We start from the raw sequence: 24,434 nt of genomic DNA, 5'->3' as shown, positions 1-24,434 counted from the left end.
TACCGCCTCATCGACGCCGGCCCTCACCCCAACCCAGCGAAGGCGTCGGACGGCAGGCGCCTGCACAGGCTCGAGCCGGACCCCTCAACCGCGCCGGTGGTGCAGCGCATTTACCGGGAGTTCGTGCGCGGCACCGGCCTATACGCCATCGCTGAGGGCCTGACCCGTGACGGCATCCTGTCCCCGTCCGCCAGCGACCCACAACGCAACCCGCACCGACACGTCAACGCATGGGGCAAGTCGGCGGTGCGCGTGATTCTCACCAACCCGCGCTACACCGGCCGCCAGGTGTGGAACAAGCAGCGCAAGACCGAAGTCCTCATCGACGTCGAGGACGTGGCTCTGGGCCACGACACCAAGATGCGCTGGAGCCCACAGCAGGATTGGATCTACTCCAACGATCCGGCGCATGAAGCCATCATCGACGATGACACCTTCCGACAGGTACAGACGCTCATCGCCGCAGGCGCCCGCCGACCCGACGTCGAGCACAAACCCCGCCGGAGCAAGCACAGCTACACCTTGTCAGGACTGATCTTCTGCGGCCTGTGCAGTAGGCGCATGGTCGGCAGCTTCAACAACGGCCGCAGGCACTACCGGTGCACCTACGCCGCCGAATACGCCGACTCCAAGCGACTGGCCCATCCACGCAGTGTCTACCTGCGCGAAGACAAGATCGTCGAACTGATTGACCCATGGGTGGCCAGGGCGTTCTCCCCCGCCAACCTTCGCGACACCCTGCAAGCCATGGCCGATTCCCAGCACGACGACCGCGACAGACACCGTATCGACGCCGCCCGGACCAAGATCGCAGGCTGCAATACCAAGCTCGACCGGTACCGCGCAGCGCTCGAAGTCGGCACCGACCCAGTACTGGTCCAGCAGTGGATCGCCCAAGCACAAGCCGAGAAGGCCGCGGCCGAGTCGGAGCTGCGGGCGCTTACCGGCCGCCGAACCATGACCCCGGGTGAGATCGGAACGCTTGTCGAGGCCATGTCAGGCATCGCGGCCATCCTCAAGGTCGCCGATCCGGCCGACAAGGCGGAACTGTATCGACAACTCGGACTTCGGCTTACATACGAACCAGGCCCCCGCTTGATCAAAGCGGAGGCCAGCCCAGATGGATCATGTACTAGTGTGTGTCCGAGGGGCTACATGAACCCCAAGTACATGATCACGATGGCGGGCGACCTGCTACTTCCATGATCAGCTGGCCGGGCGGCGGCCAACCATGGTCATGACGCCGCCCGGCCGATCCTGCCTGTGGCGACCACCGCAGACAGACTCAGCCTGATCGGTTCGAGCCCCGGCGACCCGCTTCGGCCGCAACGTCACGCGCCGCCATCGCAGGCCCCACGAGGGACGCCTCCAAGATCCGGGCAGGAGGCGGGCACGAAGTTGACCTACCGCGGGTCACACCAGCACACAGTGCTGACGGTAGCGGTCTTCGTGACCGCTGGGGTGCTAAGGACTATGGCTGGTTTCGTTGCTGGCCATGCGTGTTCCCGGACCTAGGGCCGTGGCCGTTTGGCAGCCTTTGCTTGATCGAGCAGTCGGCGGCCGGCAGCGCGTTTGCCTGTGGCCAGCATGGCCCAGCCGAGGTCGTGCATGGTGGTGAGCGTGTGGGGGTGTTCGGCGCCCAGCACCCGCCGCCGCATGTCCAGGACCTGCTCAAGCAGGTCACGGGCGGCAGCCCGCTCACCGATGTGCGACATCACCGCCGCCAGGCTGTGCATGGTGATGAGCGTATCGGGGTGTTCGGCGCCCAGCACCCGCCGCTCCACGTCCAGGACCTGCTCATACAGGTCACGGGCGGCAGCCCGCTCACCGATGTGCGACATCACCGCCGCCAGGTCGTGCATGGTGGTGAGCGTGTGGGGGTGTTCGGGGCCCAGCACCCGCCGCTGCACTTCCAGGACCTGCTCATACAGGTCACGGGCGGCAGCCCGCTCACCCATGTTCGACATCACCCCCGCCAGGCCGTGCATGGTGGCGAGCGTATCGGGGTGTTCGGCGCCCAGCACCCGCCGCTCCACGTCCAGGACCTGCTCATACAGGTCACGGGCGGCAGCCCGCTCACCCATGTTCGACATCACCCCCGCCAGGTCGTGCATGGTGGTGAGCGTGTGGGGGTGTTCGGGGCCCAGCACCCGCCGCTGCACTTCCAGGACCTGCTCATACAGGTCACGGGCGGCAGCCCGCTCACCCATGTTCGACATCACCGCCGCCAGGTCGTGCATGGTGGTGAGCGTGTGGGGGTGTTCGGGGCCCAGCACCCGCCGCCGCACGTCCAGCGACCGCTCATGCAGTTCACGGGCGGCAGCCCGCTCACCCATGTTCGACATCACCCCCGCCAGGCTCTGCATGGTGGTGAGCGTGTCGGGGTGTTCGGCGCCCAGCACCCGCCGCCGCACGTCCAGGACCTGCTCATACAGGTCACGGGCAGCAGCCCGCTCACCCATGCTGGACATCACCACCGCCATGCTCTGCATGGTCATGAGCGTGTCGGGGTGTTCGGCGCCCAGCACGCGCCGCTGGACGTCCAGGACCTGCTCAAACAGGTCTCGGGCGGCGGCCCGCTCGCCCATGTCCCACATCACCCAGGCGAGCTGGTGCATCGTGGTGAGGGTGTCGGGGTGTTCGGCGCCGAGCACCCGCCGCAGCACTTCCTGGGACCGCTCTTGCAGGTCGCGGGCGGCGGGCAGTTCGCCGCGTGCGTGGAGGTAGTCGGCGAGCGGGGTCGCCAGGTGTGCCGTCGTGGTGGTCGTGGTGGTCGTGTCGATAGCCGACAGCACGGCGGTGATGTGGGGCCGAAGCAGCGCCCACCGGTTCCAGGTCTGCGGGTGTCGGGCGTCGTGGTCGGTGGGACGTGCCTGCAGCAGCATCGCCGCGAGCGCGTCGAGCCAGGCCGCTTCATCCCAGTCCGGCATAGCAGCCGCTTGCTGCTGGACGGTAGCCCGTACCAGCCGGTGCAGCGACACCATGGAGCCGTCGCGGCGGACCAGGCTGTAGTCGGCCAGTGCCCCGATCGCCTCCAACCAGCGTCCCCGGTCGCGCAGGGCGGCCAGGGGTTCCGGCAACCCGCCCTCGGGCAGCAGGTCCAGCGGGATCGCGTCAGGGGCCAGGTACGCCAGCATCCGCAGCAGCACCACCGCGGTCGGGTCCTCGGTCGCAAGCCGCTGGTAGGACAGGTCCCACAGCGTCGCGACCCGCTGCTCCTGCCCGATCACCCGCCCCTTGTCGAGCATCTCGCCCAGCCGCGTCTCCAGCAGCGACACGTAGTCGCCGCCGCGCATGTCGGTCTTCTCCATGTACGCGGCTGCCTGCTCCAACGCCAACGGCAGATCACCCAGTAGTTCGGCCACCCGACCGGCATCGGCTGCCGTCAGGTCCGGCATCCGACCACGCAGCAGCCCGATCGCCTCCTCGCGCGGCAGCAGATCGACGTCCAGGACCCGGCCCAGCGCCCGAAACCCCGCCCGCCGTGTCGTCACCAGCACCCGCCCGGCCCCGATCGGCAGCCACGGCCGGATCTCCTGCGGGTCCTCGGCGTTGTCGAACACCAGCAACCACCGCGGCGTCCGCTGCAACACCGCCAACGTCGCGGTCGCACTCGCCGTCACATCGGTATCGACCGGCACCCCCAGCAGCACACCGAGAGCAGCCAACTGGCCCGCGATCGCGGCAGCCTGCTCGGCCTGGACCCACCACACCACATCGAACTCATGGGCATGCCGGTAGGCGTACTCCAGCGCCAGCCGCGTCTTACCGACACCACCCATACCGCGCAGCGCCGACACTGCCACGAACCCGCCCGACCGCAGATCCGCGTCCAGCTCCGCCAACTCTTCGGCGCGTCCGACGAAGTTCGGGCCTCGTGCTGGCACGTTCCACACCGGCGGCAACCCGCCTGGAAAACGCGGCTGCGACATCATCACCCGACCTGCACCGGGAAACCCCGGCGCCGCCACAGGCTTCAACCGACCCGTCACCGCACCCAACACGGCCTCACGCAACACCCGACGCGCCTCGACCTCCGGGCGCCCGAACACGTCGACCGACACCACCTGACCCAGCAGACCCGGCCGGTCGCAGTCGGCGACCCGGATCGGCAGCAGCTTCCGGCTCTTGCCCGCTGCGTCGGCGGCCCACGCCGCCTGCCACTCCGCCGATCCGTAGACCGACTTCAGATAGTCCGCTGACAGCACCGCGATCGTCCGCGCCGCCCCTGACATCCCTACGTGCATCTCGTGGACCCAGTTCGATCCAGGCACGATGTCCCATGCCTGGATCAGAACCCTGTGGCCGCCCTCCTCCAATTCCCACGCGATCCACTCCGCCCAGCCACGATCGGCCTGCGTGTACGACACGAAGAAGTCCCACTGGAAGCCACCGGCATCGACCGTCACCGAATCACCCTGACAGCCACCCGCAACACCACACCATCGGCCACCAAGACCCCGCGCACCGACCAAAGCGACATCAAGCGCCGGAACCCCACTTCCGGGGAATAGCCGGGAACTGAACCTCAGGTCATGACGCTTGCCCAGCTAGACGCTCTGTTCCTGCTCGGTCTTGAAAACCTCCGATGAGACCATGCCCGGCCGCTGGCATAGATCAGCATGTCCTTCGGCCGCAGGAGAGCCACTCTGGAGCGGGACGGTTCGCGCCGGACCAAACGGAAACTTCATGCAACAGAGCCCATAGCGGAACCAGAGCAAGCGAGAAAGCCAGCTCAACGAGCCAGGCAATCAAGGAGGGCAAGGTGTCCAAATTGTATCGATGGACCATACATCGCAGAATACGGACCGCGTTCCTGCTGTTCAGGGGCTGGCCGTGACCGTACCAGCCGGCCGACACGCAAGATCCAGTCAGTGTGACCAACGGCAGGGGGTTGTAGCGCCAAAGCGCTCAGCGTCCGGCTGACAGGGTCTACCGCACGCGCGAACCGCACGCGCGGCAAACTCGACCTGGCTCTCACGAACGCATCTCGGTCACGAGCTGGCACGAAAAGATCCGGCAGAGGCGGGTGCGCTGGCCAGCCTGACGCGGAGTTAGCAGCTCGGCAGGGTTGACGGCGGTGGTCTTCGCAGCCACTCGGACCTTCCGTGAGCCACGTATCGCTCCTACACCCCCGGCCGAGCACTCCGTCTGTTTCGAGCTACCTGTCTGCGTCCCGGCTCCGGCGCACGTCCCCGAACCCGTAAGCCCACTCCTTCGCCGACGGCACCCGCGTCAGGACGCATGATCCTCACGTAGCCGTTCCATCTCATACCGTCCATGACACGCAGATGGGCCGCCATCGTGACGATGACGGCCCATCAACCTAAAGGCGACTAAGCGCTACTGGCTCTTCCTGCTGTTCAGGACCCGTACCACGACTACTGTGATCACCAGCCAAGCAACAGCCCATTGCCAACCAAAGCTGTGAAACAACAGCACCGCGATAAATGTGATCGCGATACCGATCAAGCTCGCCCTCGCACTGGTCATGCTCTTGCAATCTCCATTGTTATTACCAGTTCCATATTTTGGGACCCCATTCGAATGCCCCTTTTCTGAGAAATGGTGGCAGCGCGCCACCACCAAGTGCACCAGAACCAACTCCAGTCAGGACTGACGAATGGCAGTCCTGACTCAGATCGTAACCGTTACTGCCATGGTGACAGTTGTGCACTTCCACCATAACGCCAGAGGCAACACCTGCAAGTACCGCGCATCCCACCCCCGCAGCGCCGTAACACACAGCCGCAACCAAAAGTATGCCTGCAACCGTCACAATTCCATTGCCGTACGTGTCCCAGAACTTCATCAGCCCAGACTTGCCTTTGGGCTGTTCATGCGGCGGGTATTGAGGCATGCCACACGGCAGCGCCGGCCCCGCCAGACCCTGCGGGCAGGGGTTCGGTCTAATGACAATATTCGTACACGGCGCAGTACCCCCGCCGGGCGCAAAGCTATTCGGACATAGGCTGACCACGATCGGCTCGGGCAGAGGAACATTGTTGCAGTTAGTGTCACGACCCAGCAAACACTGTTGCCCATCACCCGGAGACTTGAACACGTTGTAATGCTTGCGCACCCAGGTCTTAGGATCGGGGTTCCGGCGATCGATCACGGTGCGGGTCGTGGGGGAACTCTGGGCGATGAGGTTGCACTGCAGGTCGCCGCAGTCGATCAGACCGGTGGGATCGCTGAATGACACCGGATTGGAGTGGCTGTAGGCGTACCCATTCCACTGCTGGGGATCCGATGGGCGCATAAGCGGATCGCCGCTGATGAACTTGCCGATGAATGGATCGTACTCTCGGGCACCGAGATGGGTTAGCCCGGTCGGGTCGAGCGTGCCGCCCACGAAGCCCTTGTCCATGCCGGTTGCCCAAGTACCGGCGGTGGTACCACGTTGCTCACCGTAGGGCAGCATGCGCCGCTTGGCGACGGCGAAGTTGCTGGCCTTGATGGTGAGTTCGGCGGTGCCGTGATGGTCGGACACGATCCAGTCCAGGCTGGCCGCCGTGCGGATGGCGATGGTCTGGCCGGCGTGGGTGTAGTAGCGAGTGGCCTTCTTCGTGGTGGTGCTGGTGGTGTAGCGGACCTCCAGGCCGTCGGGGAGGTACAGGGTTCGGCCGGTACTGTCGACGCGGATGAGGCGGTTGCCGTCCGCGTCGTACTTGTAACTGGTGCCGTCGCTGGTGCTGGCGACCCTGCCTTCGCGGTCCCAAACCACTGTCTGCGCGGTGCCGGTGACAGTAGGTCGGGACTTGGTGTTGCCAGCATTGTCGTAGGCGTAGCTGCGGGTCCAGGTAGTGGCACCGGAGGCGGTGATGCTCGTGACCCCGTGCGGTCGGGCCGCCCCTGCGGCCGGGTAGGTGTAGGTGTAGGTGGCGTTCGACGTCGCGTGGCGGGTCTCGCTCTTGCGGTTGCCGTTGGCGTCGAAAGTCCAGCTGTGCCAGTACGGGTAAGCCGAACCGTCGACCTGAGACCATGCGGTGGGAACCGCGCCGCAGGTGCCGCTCTCCGGGGTCCAGGCTTCAGTGATCCGGAGCAGATAGTCGGACTTGAAGCACTGATGGTCGGCTGTGCCGCCGGATGGGGTGTCGTGGATCTCGGTGACGTTGCCGGCGTTGTCGTAGGTGTAGCTGTAGTCGACTGCTTCCGACTGCAGGTACGGGGTGGCGTTGACGGCTGTAAGCCGCCGGGTCGATTCGTCGATGGTGAACTTCTGGGTGACCTGCTTGTTGATGCTGCTGTCGCCGACGATTCGCTGGATCAGTTGTCCGAGCTTGTCGTAGGTCACCGCGTCTACGTAGATCTGGGAGTCGGAGTAGATGGTTCCTTCGTCGCCTACATCAGTGTAGCCCTGTGTGAGGGTCTCGGCGGCGGTAAGGTCGGCGGCGGCGGGCAGTGTGGTCTTGTATGGCTGGCCATTGGGTTTGTACGTGTAAGTAGTCGTGTAGGTACAAATATTGGGTGTGGCGGCGGCGCACAGATTCGACTCGGAGGCGGGCAGCACGACCGAGGTCGAGGTGGGGCGGCCGTAGGTGTCGTAGCTGTCGGTCTGCACGGTGTACGTGTCCGTGCCGATGTAACGGATGGTGGCGTTGAGCTTGCCGATGCCGCCGGTTAGGGCGGTAGTGCCGTCGGCTTTGGTGTCGTATACCCATGCGGCGCGCTTGGCGCCCGTCACACTGTCGTCACGTAGGCTTGTTTTGCGGCCCAGCGCATCATAGGTATATGCCACGGTAGTTGTGCCAGCACCGAACGGTGTCGTAATGGTCGAGATGTTGCCTGCGGCGTCGTAGGTGGTGGTCGCGGTGCCCTTGTCTGGCTCGGCCGACGAAATCTGACGTCCGCGCAGGTCGTATGTATAGGACCACACGTTCGAACCCGTCACGTCCACGGCAGTGCTGGGCTGCCCGAGACGGGTGTAGGTGTACGTGGTTTCGTCGTATTTAGTCGGGTCGGTGGAGCCGATATCAGTCGCAACCTTGTACTGCCGCAGGAACGTGGGTTGCCCCTGGGCATTAATGATGGTGGTGGTCGCAGTGCCCCCGTCCGGTGGAGTGGTGTGCACGCGGTCGCCGCCGTAGCCGGTGGTAGTGCGCCACTTCTCCAGTCCGAAGGCCTTGAGGATCTCGGCCGTCACCCGACCCGTGCCGTCGTAGGTGTATTCGGTCGTGGAGGGAAGTGGCCCCGATGCCACAGCGAGCGACGTGCCCACTGCGGCAGTGGCGTCTTGATAAGGCTGACTGATCGAGGCAGTCTTGCCCATCTTGTTGGTACGGGTGTCGGTGACCGCGCGGCCCCCGCCGGTCGCCTGGACCTGGGTCTGTCGCTTGCGCAGGAAGCCGTCAAACAGGTCCGCGGTCTTCCTGTATGTGTTGCCGGTGGGCATCAGTTTCTCGGTGGTAATCGCCGTGGGGTCGCCACTGTTGCGCATCGTGTAGGTGAACTTGGCGCTGGCCGTCTGATTCGCGCTGTTGCGACCTGGCAACCAGACCTGCGTCAACCGCCCCAACCCGTCGTAGGTCAGATCGGTCACCACACCATTGGCGTCGCTAGTCCTGGTCGGCAACGCCCATGCTGGTACAATGACAGTGGTGGTGACATGACCGGAGATTGGTTTCGTTGTGGTGGTCTGGGTCACCAGTCCGCCATTGACTGTCGTGAACCCGGTTGTGGTGGTGTATCCGCGCGGATCTGTCACGGAGGTGACGCGACCGTTCGGGTCGTAGGCATTCGTCGCGGTGCGGGTGTAGGTCGGGGTGGAACCAGTAAACTTCTCTAGTTCCTCGGTTCGCACGACGTTGCCACGCGTCGGCGCCAGTCCGAACGAGGTGTCGTCGACATAGGTATCGTAAAACGCCCGTGAGCGGTTGAGTACCGTGGCTGGCGTCGCCGGAGTCGTCGCGGCCGCGCACAGCACCGATAGCGTCTCGCTCTGGGAGACCCGGTCGATCATCCAGATGGTGTCGTTGCGGGCATATGTAGTACGTGTACAGATGTCGTCGCTGGTCAGACTCTCGTCGCCTTGGTCCTCGACCGTTGTCGGCAGGCCGTCGCTATTGAATGACGTGACCGACTTCGTGTAGCGGTAACCGCCTGCCGCCAGCGCGGTACGACTGCGGGCGATGTCGGTGTCGGTCATCCACGCCTTGGTGGTGACCCCGTTGCGGGTCCGGGTCGCGGTCGGGCCGTTGGTCCACGGGTTGTTGCGGGTTGAGGACACCTCGGCACCGCCGGGGCCATTGTAGGTGATCGTCTGCAGCAAGAAGCCACGCAGGGCTTCGTGGTCTTCTATGGTGCCGCCCCAGGAGTCGTTCACCCAGACGTCCTTGACGCCGCTGGTGGCCTTGTCACCGTCCATACCTCGCAGGTAGCGGGACTCGACGGCGGTCTGCTGGCCGGTCGGGTCGCCGTGGCGGACGGTTACCTTGCCGTAGCCGCGCCAGTCTCCCCAGGTCCGGTACTTGTCCTTGGTCAGTTCGTCGGTGTTGTACGCCCACGCTGGAGTGTCGTAGTCGTAGAACGTCGTGTCGGTGTCCTGGTCGGTAACCGTGTCATCGAGGTCGACGCGGGTGACCACGTACTTGTGGAACCAGTCCAGGCTCGGCTGCACCCCCACCGGTGCGTAGAACGACGGCATACACCGCTTGGTGTTCGTGGCCGGGTCCGGCAGCGTCGTCCGCGTGCAGTCGGCACCGGAATACGTGACGTTGATGTCGCCGCCGGATTCGTTGTGCACCGCTTTGATCCGCCACCGGTTCAGCGCGGTGCGGCCGTCGTCGGGTCCGTCGACCCGGTTGGGCAGCGGCTGCGAACCCGTGTCGAACGTGATTTCAGGTTCCGTTGCAGTCGCACCGCCAGCGGTGGTGACCAGGCCAGCGCGGGTGATGCCCCGCAGCCACATCGGCGTGCCTTCGCCAGTGCCAGCATTGATGAACTCGTGCCGCAGCATCCACGACTCGACGTCGGCGTAGGTGGTGGTGCCGCTGCGGGTCTGCGTAGTCACCTTCGCCAGGCGGTGGGCGGTCCAGAACGTTGGCGAGCCCTGCGTGTTGCAGGGTGCTGCGATGCAGTACTGGTCCCAGGGGGTGTCGTCCCATTGGGCGGTTACCGGGTCCGACGTCCAAGCCGTGCCAGTCCAGCACCCGGACAGGCATCGCTCGGCGGTGTCGAACACCACCCGCAGCGGCGCGGCCTGGCTGTACTCGGCGCCTGCGCGCATGCCGTACTCAATGCGATTGAGGTAGCCGCCGCGGTCGTAGGTGGTGCGCTGGCTCGGGGTGTTGTCGCGGGCGTAGGCGCCGGTCTCCTTGTCGTAGAAGTAGGCCATGGTGTTGGAGTTCGGGTCCACGACGTAGTCGAGGTTCCACCGCCACGCCTGGTTGCAGTACGCGTTGGCGAACGTCGCGTCGTAGCACGGCTCACCGGAGTTGTTGCCGTACACGGGCACGGTCCACACCGAGTCGGTCACCGGCTGGCCGGAAGTCCAACCGGGCAGCTTGTGATAGCCGAAGTAGTACTGGGTGCCGTCGGTCGTGGTGACCTTCCAGTACTCGCTGTTGTCGTCGCCCAGGTCGTTACCGTCGTCGCCGTTGTCCCGGGCCGTGCTCACCAGCTTCTCGATTTTCGTGCCGTCGTCGTTCTTCAGCCGCCACACCGACCCGTTCTGGATCAGCTCACCGGCGTGCCCGTTCAGTGACAGGGTGGCGTTGTCGCCATACCAGCACTGATCACCGGTCTGGTGACCCGGATTGTCGTCCGCACACGACTCGTACTTGCGCTCGATGAAACCAGGCCAGGAGTCCCAACCGTCGCCGATCCACGAGCCTTGGCTATTCGTCAGCGAGGTACGCCCGTCCACACTGCCCGACGAGTAGGCGAAGCTGACCTCCGGGGCCGGGCCACCCAAAGCCGGAGGCATCCGCAGCGGGTAGGACCAAGAAAAGTCACCTGTCTGGGCCGACACCTGCCAGGTACCAGCCGCAGACAGACTCGTCGCCTTGTAGTCGCCGTTGTCGCCAGCGTCGCCGGACTCGGCGGCCAGCACCATCGGTGCCGCGGCGACCTGGACCTCGGCCGACAGCACACTGTTGGCCGTGTCGTTGTCGGTGACCAGCGGGGTGCGCTTCTGGCAGGAGGCCAACTCTGGAGTGGTCAGCGCACAAGTCGGCAGCGCTACCAGACGCAGCCGTGACGCCCAGTCACCACCGTAAGCCTGAGCGAAGCCCGCATAGTCGACCTGAATACCGGTCCGGCCCGCACCCGTCTTGCCGTCGGCACGGGTCGCCGACATCAGCAGACCCTGAACGCCAGCCTTCGCCGTGGCCGCGCGATCGTGCACCGTCACCTTGACCGCCGAAGCCGCGCTCCCGGAGGCCATCAACGTCGCATCATCGTCACCACCCAGCGCCGAAACGGTCACCGGCAGCCCTCCAGCGCGTGCCCGCATCGGGCCGATGACTCCGGCCCTGGTGCTCTGAGCACGGGCGGCCGTGGCGTACGCCGTGGCCAGATCGGCGGTAGCCGTCCCGGCAGGCCACGTGATGTTCTTGACGCCGCTGACGACCTGCGACTGGGCGTGGAAGGAGTGTGCCACAGCAGGCTGGTAGTCGTGCACCACCACCCCGGTCGCTTCCTTGGGTTTGGGCGCATCCCACTTCGGAGCCGCCGCAGCAGGCTCTACCTGCTGTCCGAGGCCACTCAGCGTGACGACTACCGACAGCGCACCGGCCAACCACAGCGTGCGCAACCTCGGGCCGTTCACCGCCCTGGACCGATACAGCGGAATCGGGACCTTAATTTTCAACGCGTCCTCCCCAGATGCATTGAACGGAAACGAAACCGGCCGGCGTGTTGCCGGACCGGCGTGGGCACGATCGCCCTGGTGATGCGGCTTGCGGTGGTAAGGCATGGAACGTTCGTGGCCGGGCGACCTCAGCCGCCGACGACGGACCTGGCTTTAATAGCCAGAGCGGGTTACTGACCCGCGAGCTGGCAGATCTTGGTGGTGGTCAGTGCCTTCGGGTAGGCGCGGACTTCGTCGACGACGCCGCGGAAGTATTCGGCGCCCGTGGCCCCGGCCTTGGCGCGGCCGACGATCAGGGAGCCGGAGGTGGTCCATGATCCGGTGAAGGATCCCTGGACCATTTCGCCGGAGCAGCTGGTCGGGTTGCCCATGACGTGGATCTGCAGGGTCCCGGCGGCTGAGTTGTAGACGCCAGCGAGGTGGACCCAGACGCCGTTCTGCGGTTGATGGGTGAGTCCTTGGTCGTCCTGGATGGTGCCGGTTGCGCAGACCGGTGCCGCGATCGCCGCGTTGGTGTCGGTGGCGCGCATGCCGAAGCACCAGCCGCCGGCGTTGGAGTTGGCCTGGGCGTCGTAGTAGAGCTGGAACCGGCTGGTGTTCGTGCCGTCCTGGCTGATGACGGTCTGATCACCCAGCGACAGGTCCGACGGCTTGACCCACGCGGTCATGGTGAAGTCCTGGCTGGTGTTGACCGCCGGGCCGGACATGGTGACCTGCCCGCCGGTGCCCGTGAAGCTCACACCGTTGCCGTCGTGGCCGGTGCCGAACGCCGCCGTGCCTGAAAGGGTGCCGTTGACCGCGGTGACCGTGTTGTCCGTCGGCGTACACACCGTCTTGCCCGTGTCGGCGGCGGTGGTGCCGCTGGTCTCGTTGAGGTTCCAGTACAGGCATCGCACGGTCGGGTCTATCGGTGACACCCAGAACTGGTAGTCGAGGTTGCCGCTGGAGTTACCGGCCTTGTCCTTGGCGTTGACGCGCATGGTGTGCACACCATCGGCACCGGGGGTGTAGGTCACCGTCGGGGACGTCGATGGTGCCGAGACGCTGCCGCCGTCAACAGACCAGGTGTAGTCGTTGGCGCCCGAGGCCGTGATCGTGAACGTTCCTGCGGTACCCGCGACAGCGCCCCACGTCTTGGACGGATACTGGCTGGAGGTGACGGCCGAGATCGTCGGGGGCGCGGTGTCGACGGTGAACGTCTGCCACGCCGACCACGGCCCGGTCAGAGTCGCCTCGTCGGCCGACATCGCCCGCCAGTAGAACGTCCCGTCAGCCGTGATCTTGCCGGTGGGGATGGTCCACGTCGCTTCCTTCAGCACTCCCGCCGACACCGACGTGGTCGTCAATCCGGCCGAGTTGTCGGCGATCAGCATCGCCGTGTCCGACGCCGCGGCACGGACCTCGAACTTCGTGTAGAGCGTGTCCGTGAGCGGGTCGGACACATCAGCCCTCAGCGTGGGCGTCTTCGTGCCGGTGAACGCTGGCGACGAGCAGTACGGCGCCGTATAGCAGTCCGGCGCCAGCATCGCCTTGCCCACTGGCGCGTTCGGCGCCTTGTTGTAAGTGGCCTCCAGCGTCGCCGTACCGACGCCGAACCTCTTCCACTGGTCCTGATCAGTCTCATCGGGCGCCTTCAACCCCACGTTGAAGGTGCTGTATCCGCCGTTGAGATTCGACTGCATGATCGACTTCATGGTCGAGGTGGACCACTCGAGATATTCGGCGTTCTGCGCCGAACACGAGTCGTTGGCGCTGCCGGACTTGCTGCCGTAGTTGGTCACCCAGCTCCCGGTCGTGCTGTTCCAGGTCACACCGCTGCTGCCGAAGTAGCTGGTCTGCCACAACTCCACCGGAGTGTCACCGCAGGCACCCGAGTGATCGAGCCTGATCGTGAACGACGGGTTGCCCACGATCGTCGACCCCGCCATGTCGCTGATCGTGAACGTCATCAGCGACCGCCACACACTCGTCTCGCCCCACGCACGACCCGCCCGGATGAAGTCACGCGGCCATGCGGTACCCGACTGGTAGGAGGTGTCCGGGGCCGTCTTCTCCACCGTCGCCCACCGGGTGTAGCCGTCGCCGAAGCTCGGGTCGATCATGACCGGGAACGTCGTCTCCTGCGCGGCGAGCATCTCGGCGTCGGGTATCACCGCCAACTGGCCTTCGGACAACTGCGTGGGAATGCCGACCGTCGAAGTCGGCGTCTCATCTAGCGACTCACCCTCTGACATGCCCAGCGCCCTGGCCTGAGCCGCGTCCGGCTGAGCCGGGGAGCCCCACATCGACGCAGGCGGTGCCACGAACACCACCTGACCGCTGGAGTCGACAGCCTGCAGTCCACCCGACGGGGCGGTCTGAAGCTCGACACCTTCAGCCCGGACACCCCACGCCACCCGCGCAAGGGCCGGGTTCGTCGCCGCCTCCCGGGTCTTCACCACGAGCACCTGCGAGAACGACTGCGCCTCAACCGTGATCTGCAGGTCCACACCCGGCATGACCTCCGGATACGTGGCGACGTTGCCCTCCAGCGTCGGAACAGGCAGCGGCTTGGGCCACGACAGGCTCAGGCTGGCCGCACCATCACGCATGACCACCACGTCGCCGGTACCGCCCGCCGACAGCGACACGTCGAGAACCGTCGCCGCGGGTACGACACGGCCGCCGACAATCGACAGGCTTTGGTCGATCGGCACCCAGCCCTGCGCCTTCTGAACTCGCTGAGGCTCCGATGAGGCCGCGAATGTGAACGTTCCATCCGCGTTCGCAATGTGAGTCGCATACTCGTCCACCAGGTTTGACACCAGGACGGATGCGCCACAGCGCTTCGCCATCTCCGACGCGGCCGCCGCGGTGTCCGCGGCACTCAGACAGGACTCTTCGGCCTGCGCAGGTCCCGAAGATCCTGCAACCACCAGCCCCGACAACAGCAACACGGCCGCAACCGAACCAGCCGTCTGGCGTGCCAATCCAGCTGCAGACCGTCTACTCATCGGCCGTTTAAAAGCCCAGACTTCACCAGTCATCGGGGGGGACCTCTCCGTTAGCACACCTCAAAGCGAGCGGACGCTAACAAGGACCGACGACAAGCGGGGGGCAGGCGCCGAACAGCCGAACAGCCGAACCAGCCACGCAAGATCACCTAGAGTGATCGACTCATCCGGACAAACAACTACATGATCACACGAGGACTCGAACACTGGTTCGAACGTTGGTCGCGCGCGGTGACGGCGGCCCGCCCACCTGCAGCCAGAAGCGTTACATAAGCGTTATCGAAGGAATTGAGCATGCTCGAAGGAGCGGGGTAACGACATCGTGTTATATGTCGCCCGTCCTGCCTAAATACAGTGGAAGACGGATGGGTAGGTCATCGCCAGGAACATAAGCTCAGCAGTGATCACTGAATGGGCGCTTCGCACTACTGCTGTGCAGCGCCGCGACCGGGGGCATGACTGGCCTAGCGTTGAGCTTAGGCCGCCCGGGAGTGGCGTCTTCTGCCGCTGGCTTCGCCCGTAGACGCTGCGTTGGTCGCCGAGCGGTAACCGCTTGGAGGTGATCGAGATGGCGTGGATAGAGAACACCGGACGCAGTTTCCGGGTACGGCGCCGGCACCTGGGGCGGCACGGAGGCGGTGTGGCCGGTGAGGATGGCGGTGTGCACCGGCCGGGTCGGGTCGCTCAGGTTCCACAACCGGGCCGTCTTGTCGCTGCTGGCGGTGGCCAGGGTGCGCCCGTCCGGACTGAACGCCACCGACCAAACGGAGTAGGTATGGCCAGTGAAGGTGGCGCGAGGCGTGCGGGTTGGAACGGGAATTGAGGGCTCGAACGCCCGTCCCGGTGTGGGCGAGGTTGGGGAGACTGGTAACCGCCGAACGTAAGCAGCCGAGGGCATACGCCCACCAGTGACGTCCTCGTAATGCACATCACTGAGGCGGAAGAACACCTCGCCGTCCAGCAGCAACGGCAGGACCGGCTTGCGCAGTTTCTCCGCCCGATTGATTTCCCGGGCCACCCAGGGCGATGTTTTCGCCGCCGGGGTCATCACCACGACGAACGCGGCGCACGAGTCGATCTGCTCCTCGATCGTGTCGGCCCAACGGTCACCATGGGCGATCTCCTGGTCAAACCAGACCCGCCACACCAGCAGCCTCCAGATGGGCCGCCAGCCGCTCCACATACCCGGCATCGGCGGCATGGCTGTAGCTGATGAACACGTGACCGGTCACCCCAGCAACCTACCGATCGACGTCGATCAAGCAGCATCAGCCGCACGCACGAGACTCTTCGACTGGACGACCGAGACGACGATCGCAGTGCCCTCGTACGGCAAGATCCGGGCAAGATCCGGGCAAGGGGCGGGCACGGGGGTCAGGCGGGGCGAATAAATGCAGGTCATGAGGGTTAGCATGGTTGGTCTTGAAAACCGCCGCCAGCTGTAGCTCGACTGGCAAGCGACGGCGTCTCACACGTCAGTGATGATTGTGAGCGCGCCATAGGCTGACACCGGGGCAGCTCTCTGTCTTGAGGTACGGGTGGTTGGGCATGACCTGTCGGTCGGGGATGCGGAATCGGCCGAGGAAGCAGTCGACACCGGCTCGGATGTATGTGGCCAGTGATGCCGAGTCTGCCGATTGGCCGATGAGCGCCAGTTGCGGAAACTTCTGGAGTGCGAGCGCCAGTAGTAGATCGGCTGCTTGTCTTGAGTCGTCGAGTTGTAGGTGGCCGAGTTGTTGCAGTTCGGCGAGCTTTTGGGTCACCGTTCCGATGCATGGATAGGTGACGATGTCTGAAATGCCGGCCATGCCTGGCGGGAGCCGGTCGATCTCGACGATCATGAGTCTGCGCAGTTTCGTCGTCGATTCGTCGCAATAGACATCGACGAGGCGTTCGGCCAGGCATGCAAGTGCGTCCGCTACGTGGGCGCCGCAGACCGAGGTTGAGACGGGGCCGATCGCCGTCACTAGGCGTGGGACCGCTTGTTGGACGGCATGTTGGATCGCTTCGGCGAAGACGGCGTCTTTGCTGTCGAAGTAGTTGTAGACCGTAGGTTTTGCGACTCCAGCCTCGGCCGCGATGTCGGTGATCGTTGTGGCCGCATAGCCGTTGCGCAGGAATACCCTGTATGCGCTTTCGGTGATGATGTCGCGGCGGGTTTTGTTGATCGGACGTCTGTGGGTGACGCCGGACCTCGAGACGGCGTCGGCTGTCATGGTGGGGGATGCTACCGGCTTCCATGTGCAATTGCACGCAATGCGGGGTCAGGTTGCTGTCGAGGCTTAGCATGTTCAGGCTGTTGGTGGCGTGGCGGTGGACTGTGCTTGGGGTCGACAGAGATTTGAACCCACGGGTTCAGTAGGTTGCATCCTGCGCACCGACGTCGGGGACCGTCAGCTATTTTCGCAGGTCAAGTGCTTTACCGATGAGTAAGAATTTTTGTCGCACTACTTGTGCGACGCGTGGCTCCGTGATGGGTCTACAAAGACGCCGTTGGGGACGGGACATGCCGCAGCACGGCCAAGATCTCGTCCGATCGCACTTCTGAGAGGCCGAGGAGGGACTCGCAGAGCTTGGCGTAGTTGATCGGGCAAGTCCCACCACAGCAGGCGGCGTAGATCGGAGAGGAGCTTGACACTCATCAAGGGCGGTCCCACGGTTGGCCCGCATGCGGCGACAGACGAGTCGCACTCGGTGTGCGACGGGTCAGCCCCGCGCGCTGAACTATGGGACTTGTATGAAGCGGGCGTCAGCGCAGACGTGTCCGCAGGAAGAGCGACGGCGTCCGGGCTGGCACCCGGACGCCGTCAGAGATCACCTCATGCGTGGCTGCAAGAAGGAGACCCATGTTGAAGCTAGTGCAACCTGACGGCGATGACCAGACGGATCGCCCGATCACCGTCCGCCCGTCCATCACCCTTCGGGATTTCGTGGTGGTCGCCGCCGCGGCGGCGATGGGTGCCGCAATGTGGCGATACAGCCACGGAGACTTCCCCAGTACAGCGGTTCTTTCCACGCTGGCCTGGGGAGCGCTCGACAACTGGATCGGCAAGTAATACATGGTGAGAGCTGGCCGTCGGCAAGATGTCGACGGCCAGCACGTTGGAGGTGCTCATGCGCTGGACAGTCGAGGTCGAGTACCCGGAGCGGGTCAACAGCGAAACCTTGCGCCTGTGGATGACGAGCACGCAGGCGCCGCCGATTGAGCTGATCGACTACCTGGACACCGGTGACATCGTGGTCCGCTGCAGGGTGACCGCGCCGACGATGCATGAGGCGGTCACCACGGCTCTCGGACACCTCAATAGCTGGTTCGGCGATGCCCCCGCGCGGTACCAGCTCATCGAACCGATTGGCATGCGGGCAGCGCCTCAGGAGCGACACGATCACTTGGGCCAGATCATCGGTGTCGCCGAGATCGCGACGCTGCTCGGTGTGAGCCGCCAACGCATCGCACAGTTGGCTCTGACAGAGGGCTTTCCCACTCCGGTCGCCCGGCTGGCCATGGGCCCGGTCTATCTCCGGCGCTCGGTGGTCGCATATTGTCGACGGACTGGTCGGCGGCAGGCGTCGGTACCGCCTATCGGAGTCGAAGCCACGCCATCCGAATCGCGCGATCATCGACGGCAGGCGCCAACCGAGCTTGCGAAGGATCAAGCCGCAGGCCAACATCGACCAACCGCGACAAGCACACGTTCGCGAAGCGGCCGCGACCACCCAGGTGAGGCTTAGCGAGATTTATAGCAGGGTGTTGCGGCAAGGAACGCGATGACCTCGGGATCTCCTGAAGTGAGGGTGACGGAGATTCCGTCGGCAGGATTGCGTCCAGTTAGCTGCCCTCCGTTGCCGACCTCGCGCAGCGGGTCTACCTCATAGCCCTGGGCCAGCCAGTGCTCGGCCACGCTGCGCAGCAACGCCACGTGGCTGCCGGGCTTCACGATGTACTTCCCGTGCCCTGACAGGTCGAAGGTTCCGTCTGTGGCCGGTACTCCCCCGTTCTGTTCGCAGGCGACCGTGTTTGTGCGGAAGTTGGTGATCGGCATGGTGAACACAGTGCCGATGTCGTCGGCGTAGCTACGCAGCGCCGTGACGACCTCGGCTTCGGACTTCTGCTGCAAGTCTGGCTCCCTGGTGCAGCCGCCCAGCGCCAGCACGGCGACGAGGGCGAGCGGTGTGAGCTTTCGTCTCATGGTGTGGCCTTGCGGTCGAGGGTCGTCAGTTCAGGTCGTCCGGCGATGACGGCGCCGATATTGGCCAGACTCTTGGAGCCGAGGTCCCAGTAGCCGCTATGGCCGTGGGTGTCGACGTGAAACTGATTGGCACCGAATTCGGCCTGGTGTGGGCTGATCCCGTGTATGTCGAGTTCGGTGTCGGCCAGCAGGGGGCCGATGATGGGGATGCCGGTGTAGGCGGCGGCGTGGTTCTGCGGGTTGGCGATGGGGTCGTCGGATGCGGCTCCGGCCCAGGTGTGGGTAGCGCCGACGTTGAGGTCGGCGGCGTGAGGTGTGCGCATGCCTGGGCTGCCGACGGTGAGGATGTCGTCGACGGCGAGGCCGTTGCCGTGGGTAGCAGCGTGGCCCAGCAGTGTTGATCCGTAGCTGTGTCCGACTGCGGTGATGTGGTCGGTGGAGGTGCTGTGGGCGGTGCGCAGGCCGTCGACGAAGGTGTCGAGTGCTTGAGCTCCGTCGGCGGCCTTGGCGCCGAACGGGGCGGTGGCGATGTCGGGGACGTTGATCGAAGGCGGGTCGTAGCCCAGCCAGGCGATGACGGACACTGCACCGCCGTTGAGGCTGTAGTCGTCGGCGGTGTCGAGCATGCGTTGGGCTCGGTCGATCTGGCCACCCATGCCGTCGAGGTTGGTGGAGACGCCGGGGACGAGGATGGCGGTGTGGGCGGCGGTGTCAGGGTTGCCGATCGCGACGATGGCCTGGCCGTCGGCGACGTTGTCGAGGCCGAGAAGGAAGAGCTGGTGGGGTTTGGGTCCGTACTCGGAGGCTTCGAGGCGGTCGCGCAGACGGACCAGGCGGGTGTACTCGGGTGCGTGTTGCTGACCGGAGGTGGTGGGCTGGAGGCTGGCCAGCATGTTGTGCAGTGCGAGTCGGTTGGCGCGGTCGCGGTCGGTGGCGGGTAACCCGTCCAGGGCGCCGATTTTGTCGGGGTAGGCCGCGAGTAGCAGTGCTTGTTGTGGAGCGGGTAGGGCCTTCCACCATGCTGCTGCCGTGGTGGGGTTGTTGTTGGTAGGGATCATCGTCTCGGACAGATGGAGGAGTTGTAGTGCTTTGCGGGCGTCGGCGGTGGCGTCGGTGTACTCGCCGGGGGTGAGCTGGCCGGGGAACTGCGGTCCGACGGCGCGTAGCGCTGCGGCGCTGCGGGTGTCGAGGTCGGCGGCGTTGGCCAGGATCGTGTCGATGCGGCCGTTGAAGTTGTTGGCCAGTTGTCGTAGTCGTAGCACTATCTCTTCGGCGCGAGCCACTCCGGCGGGGATGCGCGCCAGTGCTGGTGCCAGCCGTACTCTGCCGTGGTCGTCGATGGACAGGCCGCGGATGGCGGCTGCGGCGGCGAGTGCCTCGTGTAGGTCGTCTTGCAGTCGGCGCATTCGGGTGGCGGTTTCGTGTAGTACTGCGGCGGCGACGCGTACCTTGATGGCGGCGAGTTCGTACTCGTCGTCGAGGCGGTCCATGACGTTGTAGGCGGCGGTCGCTGCCGTGCCGTACCAGCCGCTGGAGCGTGTCGGGCCGGTCAGCTCGTCGACGACCCGGTGGTTGAGGCGGTCGAGATCGTCGGCGAGCCGGTCCCATGCCTGTGCGGCGGCTTCGATGTGTTTGTGTCGTAGGTCGCGCAGGTCGGTGATGGTCACCATGGGTGTTGGGCTGCGTAGAAGTTGTCCATGCTGGCGTGGTCGGAGGCCTGGTATTGGCGGGCGCATTCGTCTAGGCCATCGGCGGTGTGGTTGAGGCCCTTGCATAGTCGTGCCAGGTCGTCTTCCCATTGGCTGTGTAGGTCGCGCAGCGCGGAGGCGAGTTCCCAGCCGGGCATGGCCCGTGACGCCGCGTCGGTGTCGGTGTGTACGCCCTCGGCGGCCCGAGCCGTCGCCTGGCGGAGGGTGCGGCACACGTCGGCGGCGGCTTGCAGCGTCGCTGGTTCGACGCGGATTTCGCGCTGCGGGTCCTGGGACAAGCCTTGAAGCTCAGCCATGTTCGCACAGTAGTGTATCGATGACAGGTGCGGTGCCCCGGCGATCGGTCATGTCGGGTACACCGGATCTGGGCAGCTTGGCGGGTGCTGCAGTGATCAAGACGTGCACTGACCTTGGGTGCGGCGCCGCGACGCTTTCGCGTGATGGGTTCGGCAGGATGGGTGGCGTTCGCACTCAAGCGGCCGTTGCGCGCTGGTGGGTATATGAGCCTGATGATGCGTGGCCCTTCCGGGCGGGTTCAGAAATGTTGTTGGCATCGAACATCATGTACGTATGGATGAGTGGCGACGACCCGTCGATTTCGGTGAGCAGCGCCGGTGCCGTACTCATACGGTGGGCTGGGGTTGCGACGGTGAGCAGGAGTTTTGTGAGGTTGAGCTGATTCCGCAGGGGTGGCCTCCGTTCGGCCGGCTGCGGGCGGCGTTGGATGAGATCGAGCTGGTCGCGTGGGGGGCCAAGGAGCCGAACTCCGATGGTGGCGGAGGTGCGACTTGGGTCGCGGATCATGTCCGCGGTGGTGTCGATGGCGGTATCGGGCCGATCTACCTTGCCGAGGGTCTGACTCGCGAGGGTCGGACTCCGAGTGGGGCTCAGGATGAGCACATTGCTCTTCACGATCCGCAGCGTGCGCTGGACATGGTCGAGGCGCTGCGTGAGGTCATCGCTCTGTGCGAGCAGACCATCGGCGGCCGGGATATGAGCCGGTATGGCGACGTCGACGCGCCTGCGGACTACCCGGACGCGGCGGATGCGCTCGCCATGCAGACGCTGCTGGCTCTGGCGCGCGGGTTCCGTATCGAGCGCTGAGCATCGCCGGGCGGGCTTGTCGGTGGTGGCGGAGGTTCTGCGGCCCGGCCGTAGCCTGGCGTGGTCACGGCCGGGCGTGATCGGTCACGGGTCGAGACGTTGGTGTTGATCCAGCCACCATTGGCTGATCATGGCAGCGAGTGCGGTGATGGCCTGCTCGTGGTCTTCGTCGGTGATGGGTACGACGCGGGGTTGGGTGAGTCTTATCGGTGTTGTGCCGCGCCTGGCGTTGCGGTGTTGCTGTGGCTGTGGGTCGCGTGTCGGCTCAGCCATAGGCGTTCTTGCGTGGGTCGAAGGCCGGTGTCGGCTGCCGGTCCTGTCGGGTGGCGTGGCAACATGTCATGATCGACTCCTCTGTGGCTGGGCCGGGATACGGAACTGCCCGCCGAGCGGGAGTTCGGCGGGCAGTGGTCTGGCGGTATGACTTCAGGCGGCTGCTCGCGGGACGGCCGCGATGATGAGGCGGACTGCTTTGGCGCCCCACCACAGCGCGACGGCGACCAGGTAGGCGAAGGTGAACAGGCGTGCGTTGGTGATGCCGTAGACCAGGACGCCGCCGATGCCGAGGACCGCCGCGAGGCCGATGCGGGTGAGTCGGGTCTGGGCGAGGGTCAGCGCGATGGCGACACCGAGCAGGCCGGTGCCGATGCGCCCGCCGAAGGCCTCGATGTAGGCGTAGTCGATGGCTGTCAGCCATGGCAGTCCGGCGGCGGCGGCCTGTGTGGCAGCGGTCCCGGCGACGGCGAGGATGACGGGCGTAGCCGGGTAGTGCAGGTGGTCGGCCCACGCGTCGCGGATGCGGCTGGAGTACGGCGCCAGCAGTCCGATGGCTGCGGCGAGGACGGTGGGAGCGAGCGCGGCGAGGATGGTTGCGCGCAGGAACATGCCGCTGGTGCTGTCGGTGGTGCCGAACAGTGTTTCGCCGAGGAGTCCGAACATCGCGGCGATGGCGAGGCCGAGTGCGGCGGCTGCGGCGAGGGTGCGTCCGGCTTGGGTGCTGTGGCGGCCGGGGGTGTCGTTGTCGTGGTCGTGGCGGGTCCAGACGGCGGCGCCGATTCTTCCTGCGGCGATGAGGCCGAGGGCGGCGCAGAGTGCGGTGAGGGCGTAGGCGTTGATGCTGAGGTAGGCGTTGAGTTCGTCGAGGTGGTAGGTGCCCGTGTAGTTGGTTGTGGGTAGCAGGCGGCGGGCGTCGGTGACGATCTGCAGTAGCAGTATCGAGCCGAGGATCATGGGGGTGGCGACGGCGCCGAGGTGGCGCATGCCGACATGTTTGGCCTTCAGCAGGCCGAGGGTGTCCGGAGGGTTCTGGCTGGTGTGCATGGTGAGTGCGCCGTTGGCGGCCGCCAGTTCCGGTGACGGTGTCGGCAGGGGCGTGATGCCGAGTTGGCGTGCGAGGTGGTCGGCGACGTTGAGGCGGGTTGCCGCTGGTCCGGTGACGATGGCGCCGGCGATGGTGTCGATGTCGATGTCTGCGGCCTCGATGGCTTGCCGGGCTGCGGCTGTGGTTGTTTCGCGTATGGGTTGTGCTGCGGCGTCGAGTTGTGCGCCGGTCACCACGGTGGGCGGGTAGGGCTCGGGTAGCAGGATCGCGGCTCGGGTGATGGCGCCGGTGGCGGTCGCGGTCCGGATGGCGGCCAGGATCTGACCGCGGGCTTGCGAGCTGTTGGCCGTGGTTGTGGCGGTGAGTTGCTCTCGCAGGCTGTCGTCGAAGTCGAGGCGGGCGAGCACGTTTTCGTCGAGGTGCGCGCCGGTGGCCTGTGCGGGGATGGAGGCGAGGTTGCGCCATCCGGTCGCTTCCCGCGCGAGCAGCGTGATGCTGCTGGCGTGGTTTCCGAGGTCGCAGACCAGCAGGCTGGAGCCGACCTCGATCGGCGCGGTGCTGGTGGCGTGTGTGGCGGTGGCCTCGGCGGTGTTGACCAGGACAGGTGTGGGGAGTCCGGCGTGTTCGGCGGCCTGCCGGATGAGCGCGCGCCTGCGGGGTCCCCATTGGTCGGGTAACGCCAGGATCAGGCGGCCGACTGTGGTGACGTCCGGCACATGGGCTGCGACTTGGGCGAGCAGTGCCGACATGGCCTCGACCGCGCGTGGGCTCTGGTCGGGGGGTGCCGTGGACAGCAGGTCGGGCACGTCGATGACGGTCGCGCCGTTGACGGGGGTTGCGGATATGGGCTGCTCGTGGGGTTGCCATACCTGTGCTGGTAGCACGTTCGAGTCGCCGAAGCGGAGTGGTGTGCGGCGGCCGGAGGTGGCGGCGATCGCGGTGATCCCGTCCATGCCGATGTTGATAGCGAGCGTGGCGGAGTCCATGAGGGCCATTTTTATCATTGGCTGCAAGTTGATGAATGTGATTAGTCTCGATGGGTGCGCTTAGGTGCAGGTGGGCGCCTGCGTTTGGTGCTGGGGCATATCGCATCGGGGGGGTAGTCGATGAACATCGGATTCGGGCAGCGACGCAGTCGCCCCGTTGTGATGTTGGGACAGATCGCGCGGGGCGTCGGTTCGCTCGCCGGTCTGCTTGTGGTCCTTGTTGGGCTGCCGGTGGCGTTGGTCGAGTTGGTCGGTTGGCCGCTGCCGCGGCAGTGGCCGACCGGTGAGCAGTGGCTGGAGTGGGGTCGGCAGCCGTTGA

Annotated in this window: 13 protein-coding genes; 4 read left to right on the top strand and 9 right to left on the bottom strand. The window is 65.5% G+C overall.

Translation table 11 applies throughout. The features are described 5' to 3' along the window. Positions 1–1,206: recombinase family protein (locus KUA19_RS31240; protein WP_217401753.1), on the top strand; the 1,206-nt coding region annotated here is incomplete at its 5' end. Positions 1,207–1,511: 305 nt separating this feature from the next. Here the strand turns inward: KUA19_RS31240 and fxsT are convergent. The 5 genes from fxsT to KUA19_RS31210 form a co-directional block, all read right to left on the bottom strand. Then, entirely contained in the window at positions 1,512–4,409 is a 2,898-nt protein-coding gene (fxsT, locus tag KUA19_RS31235; protein WP_217401751.1) for an FxSxx-COOH system tetratricopeptide repeat protein, read from the bottom strand. 1,106 nt (positions 4,410–5,515) lie between these two features. After that, positions 5,516–11,917, bottom strand: a complete 6,402-nt coding sequence (locus tag KUA19_RS31230) for an RHS repeat domain-containing protein (RefSeq protein WP_217401749.1) — start codon at positions 11,915–11,917, stop codon at positions 5,516–5,518. 65 nt (positions 11,918–11,982) lie between these two features. After that, on the bottom strand, positions 11,983–14,838 hold the full coding sequence (locus tag KUA19_RS31225; RefSeq protein ID WP_217401747.1) for a LamG-like jellyroll fold domain-containing protein: 2,856 nt from the start codon (positions 14,836–14,838) through the stop codon (positions 11,983–11,985). 361 nt (positions 14,839–15,199) lie between these two features. Then, positions 15,200–15,952: a toll/interleukin-1 receptor domain-containing protein gene (locus KUA19_RS31220; protein WP_217401745.1), complete on the bottom strand. Its 753-nt coding sequence runs from the start codon at positions 15,950–15,952 to the stop codon at positions 15,200–15,202. 328 nt (positions 15,953–16,280) lie between these two features. Next, positions 16,281–17,021, bottom strand: coding sequence for a TetR/AcrR family transcriptional regulator (locus KUA19_RS31210; protein WP_217401741.1), 741 nt, complete (start codon positions 17,019–17,021; stop codon positions 16,281–16,283). 630 nt (positions 17,022–17,651) lie between these two features. Here KUA19_RS31210 and KUA19_RS31205 point away from each other — a divergent pair. After that, on the top strand, positions 17,652–17,861 hold the full coding sequence (locus tag KUA19_RS31205; RefSeq protein WP_217401739.1) for a hypothetical protein: 210 nt from the start codon (positions 17,652–17,654) through the stop codon (positions 17,859–17,861). A gap of 58 nt (positions 17,862–17,919) precedes the next feature. Continuing rightward, a complete protein-coding gene (locus tag KUA19_RS31200) occupies positions 17,920–18,537 on the top strand; it encodes a hypothetical protein (protein ID WP_217401737.1) in 618 nt (205 codons plus the stop codon). On the opposite strand, the gene KUA19_RS31195 is transcribed toward KUA19_RS31200, so the two are convergent. The 3 genes from KUA19_RS31195 to KUA19_RS31185 are packed head-to-tail and all read right to left on the bottom strand — an operon-like array spanning position 18,534 to position 21,000. Continuing rightward, the gene (locus tag KUA19_RS31195) at positions 18,534–18,995 is read right to left on the bottom strand and encodes a hypothetical protein (RefSeq protein ID WP_217401735.1); all 462 of its coding nucleotides are present in this window, start codon (positions 18,993–18,995) and stop codon (positions 18,534–18,536) included. The two genes, KUA19_RS31200 and KUA19_RS31195, sit on opposite strands and share 4 nt — an antisense overlap. Then, entirely contained in the window at positions 18,992–20,665 is a 1,674-nt protein-coding gene (locus KUA19_RS31190; RefSeq protein WP_217401733.1) for an alpha/beta hydrolase, read from the bottom strand. The genes KUA19_RS31195 and KUA19_RS31190 overlap by 4 nt, the downstream gene beginning before the upstream one ends. After that, positions 20,659–21,000 (bottom strand): hypothetical protein, encoded by a 342-nt coding sequence (locus KUA19_RS31185; RefSeq protein ID WP_217401731.1) that lies wholly within the window; start codon positions 20,998–21,000, stop codon positions 20,659–20,661. The genes KUA19_RS31190 and KUA19_RS31185 overlap by 7 nt, the downstream gene beginning before the upstream one ends. Before the next feature lie 274 nt (positions 21,001–21,274). Here KUA19_RS31185 and KUA19_RS31180 point away from each other — a divergent pair, with 274 nt between their 5' ends. Then, positions 21,275–21,808 (top strand): DUF6221 family protein, encoded by a 534-nt coding sequence (locus KUA19_RS31180; RefSeq protein WP_217401729.1) that lies wholly within the window; start codon positions 21,275–21,277, stop codon positions 21,806–21,808. Between the two features lie 426 nt (positions 21,809–22,234). On the opposite strand, the gene KUA19_RS31175 is transcribed toward KUA19_RS31180, so the two are convergent. After that, positions 22,235–24,115 (bottom strand): hypothetical protein, encoded by a 1,881-nt coding sequence (locus KUA19_RS31175; protein ID WP_217401727.1) that lies wholly within the window; start codon positions 24,113–24,115, stop codon positions 22,235–22,237. Positions 24,116–24,434 lie beyond the last annotated feature (319 nt).

The sequence above is a fragment of the Catellatospora tritici genome (genome assembly GCF_019083965.1).
Classification (GTDB): Bacteria; Actinomycetota; Actinomycetes; order Mycobacteriales; family Micromonosporaceae; genus Catellatospora; species Catellatospora tritici.
This window is presented reverse-complemented; position numbering and strand designations above follow the sequence as displayed.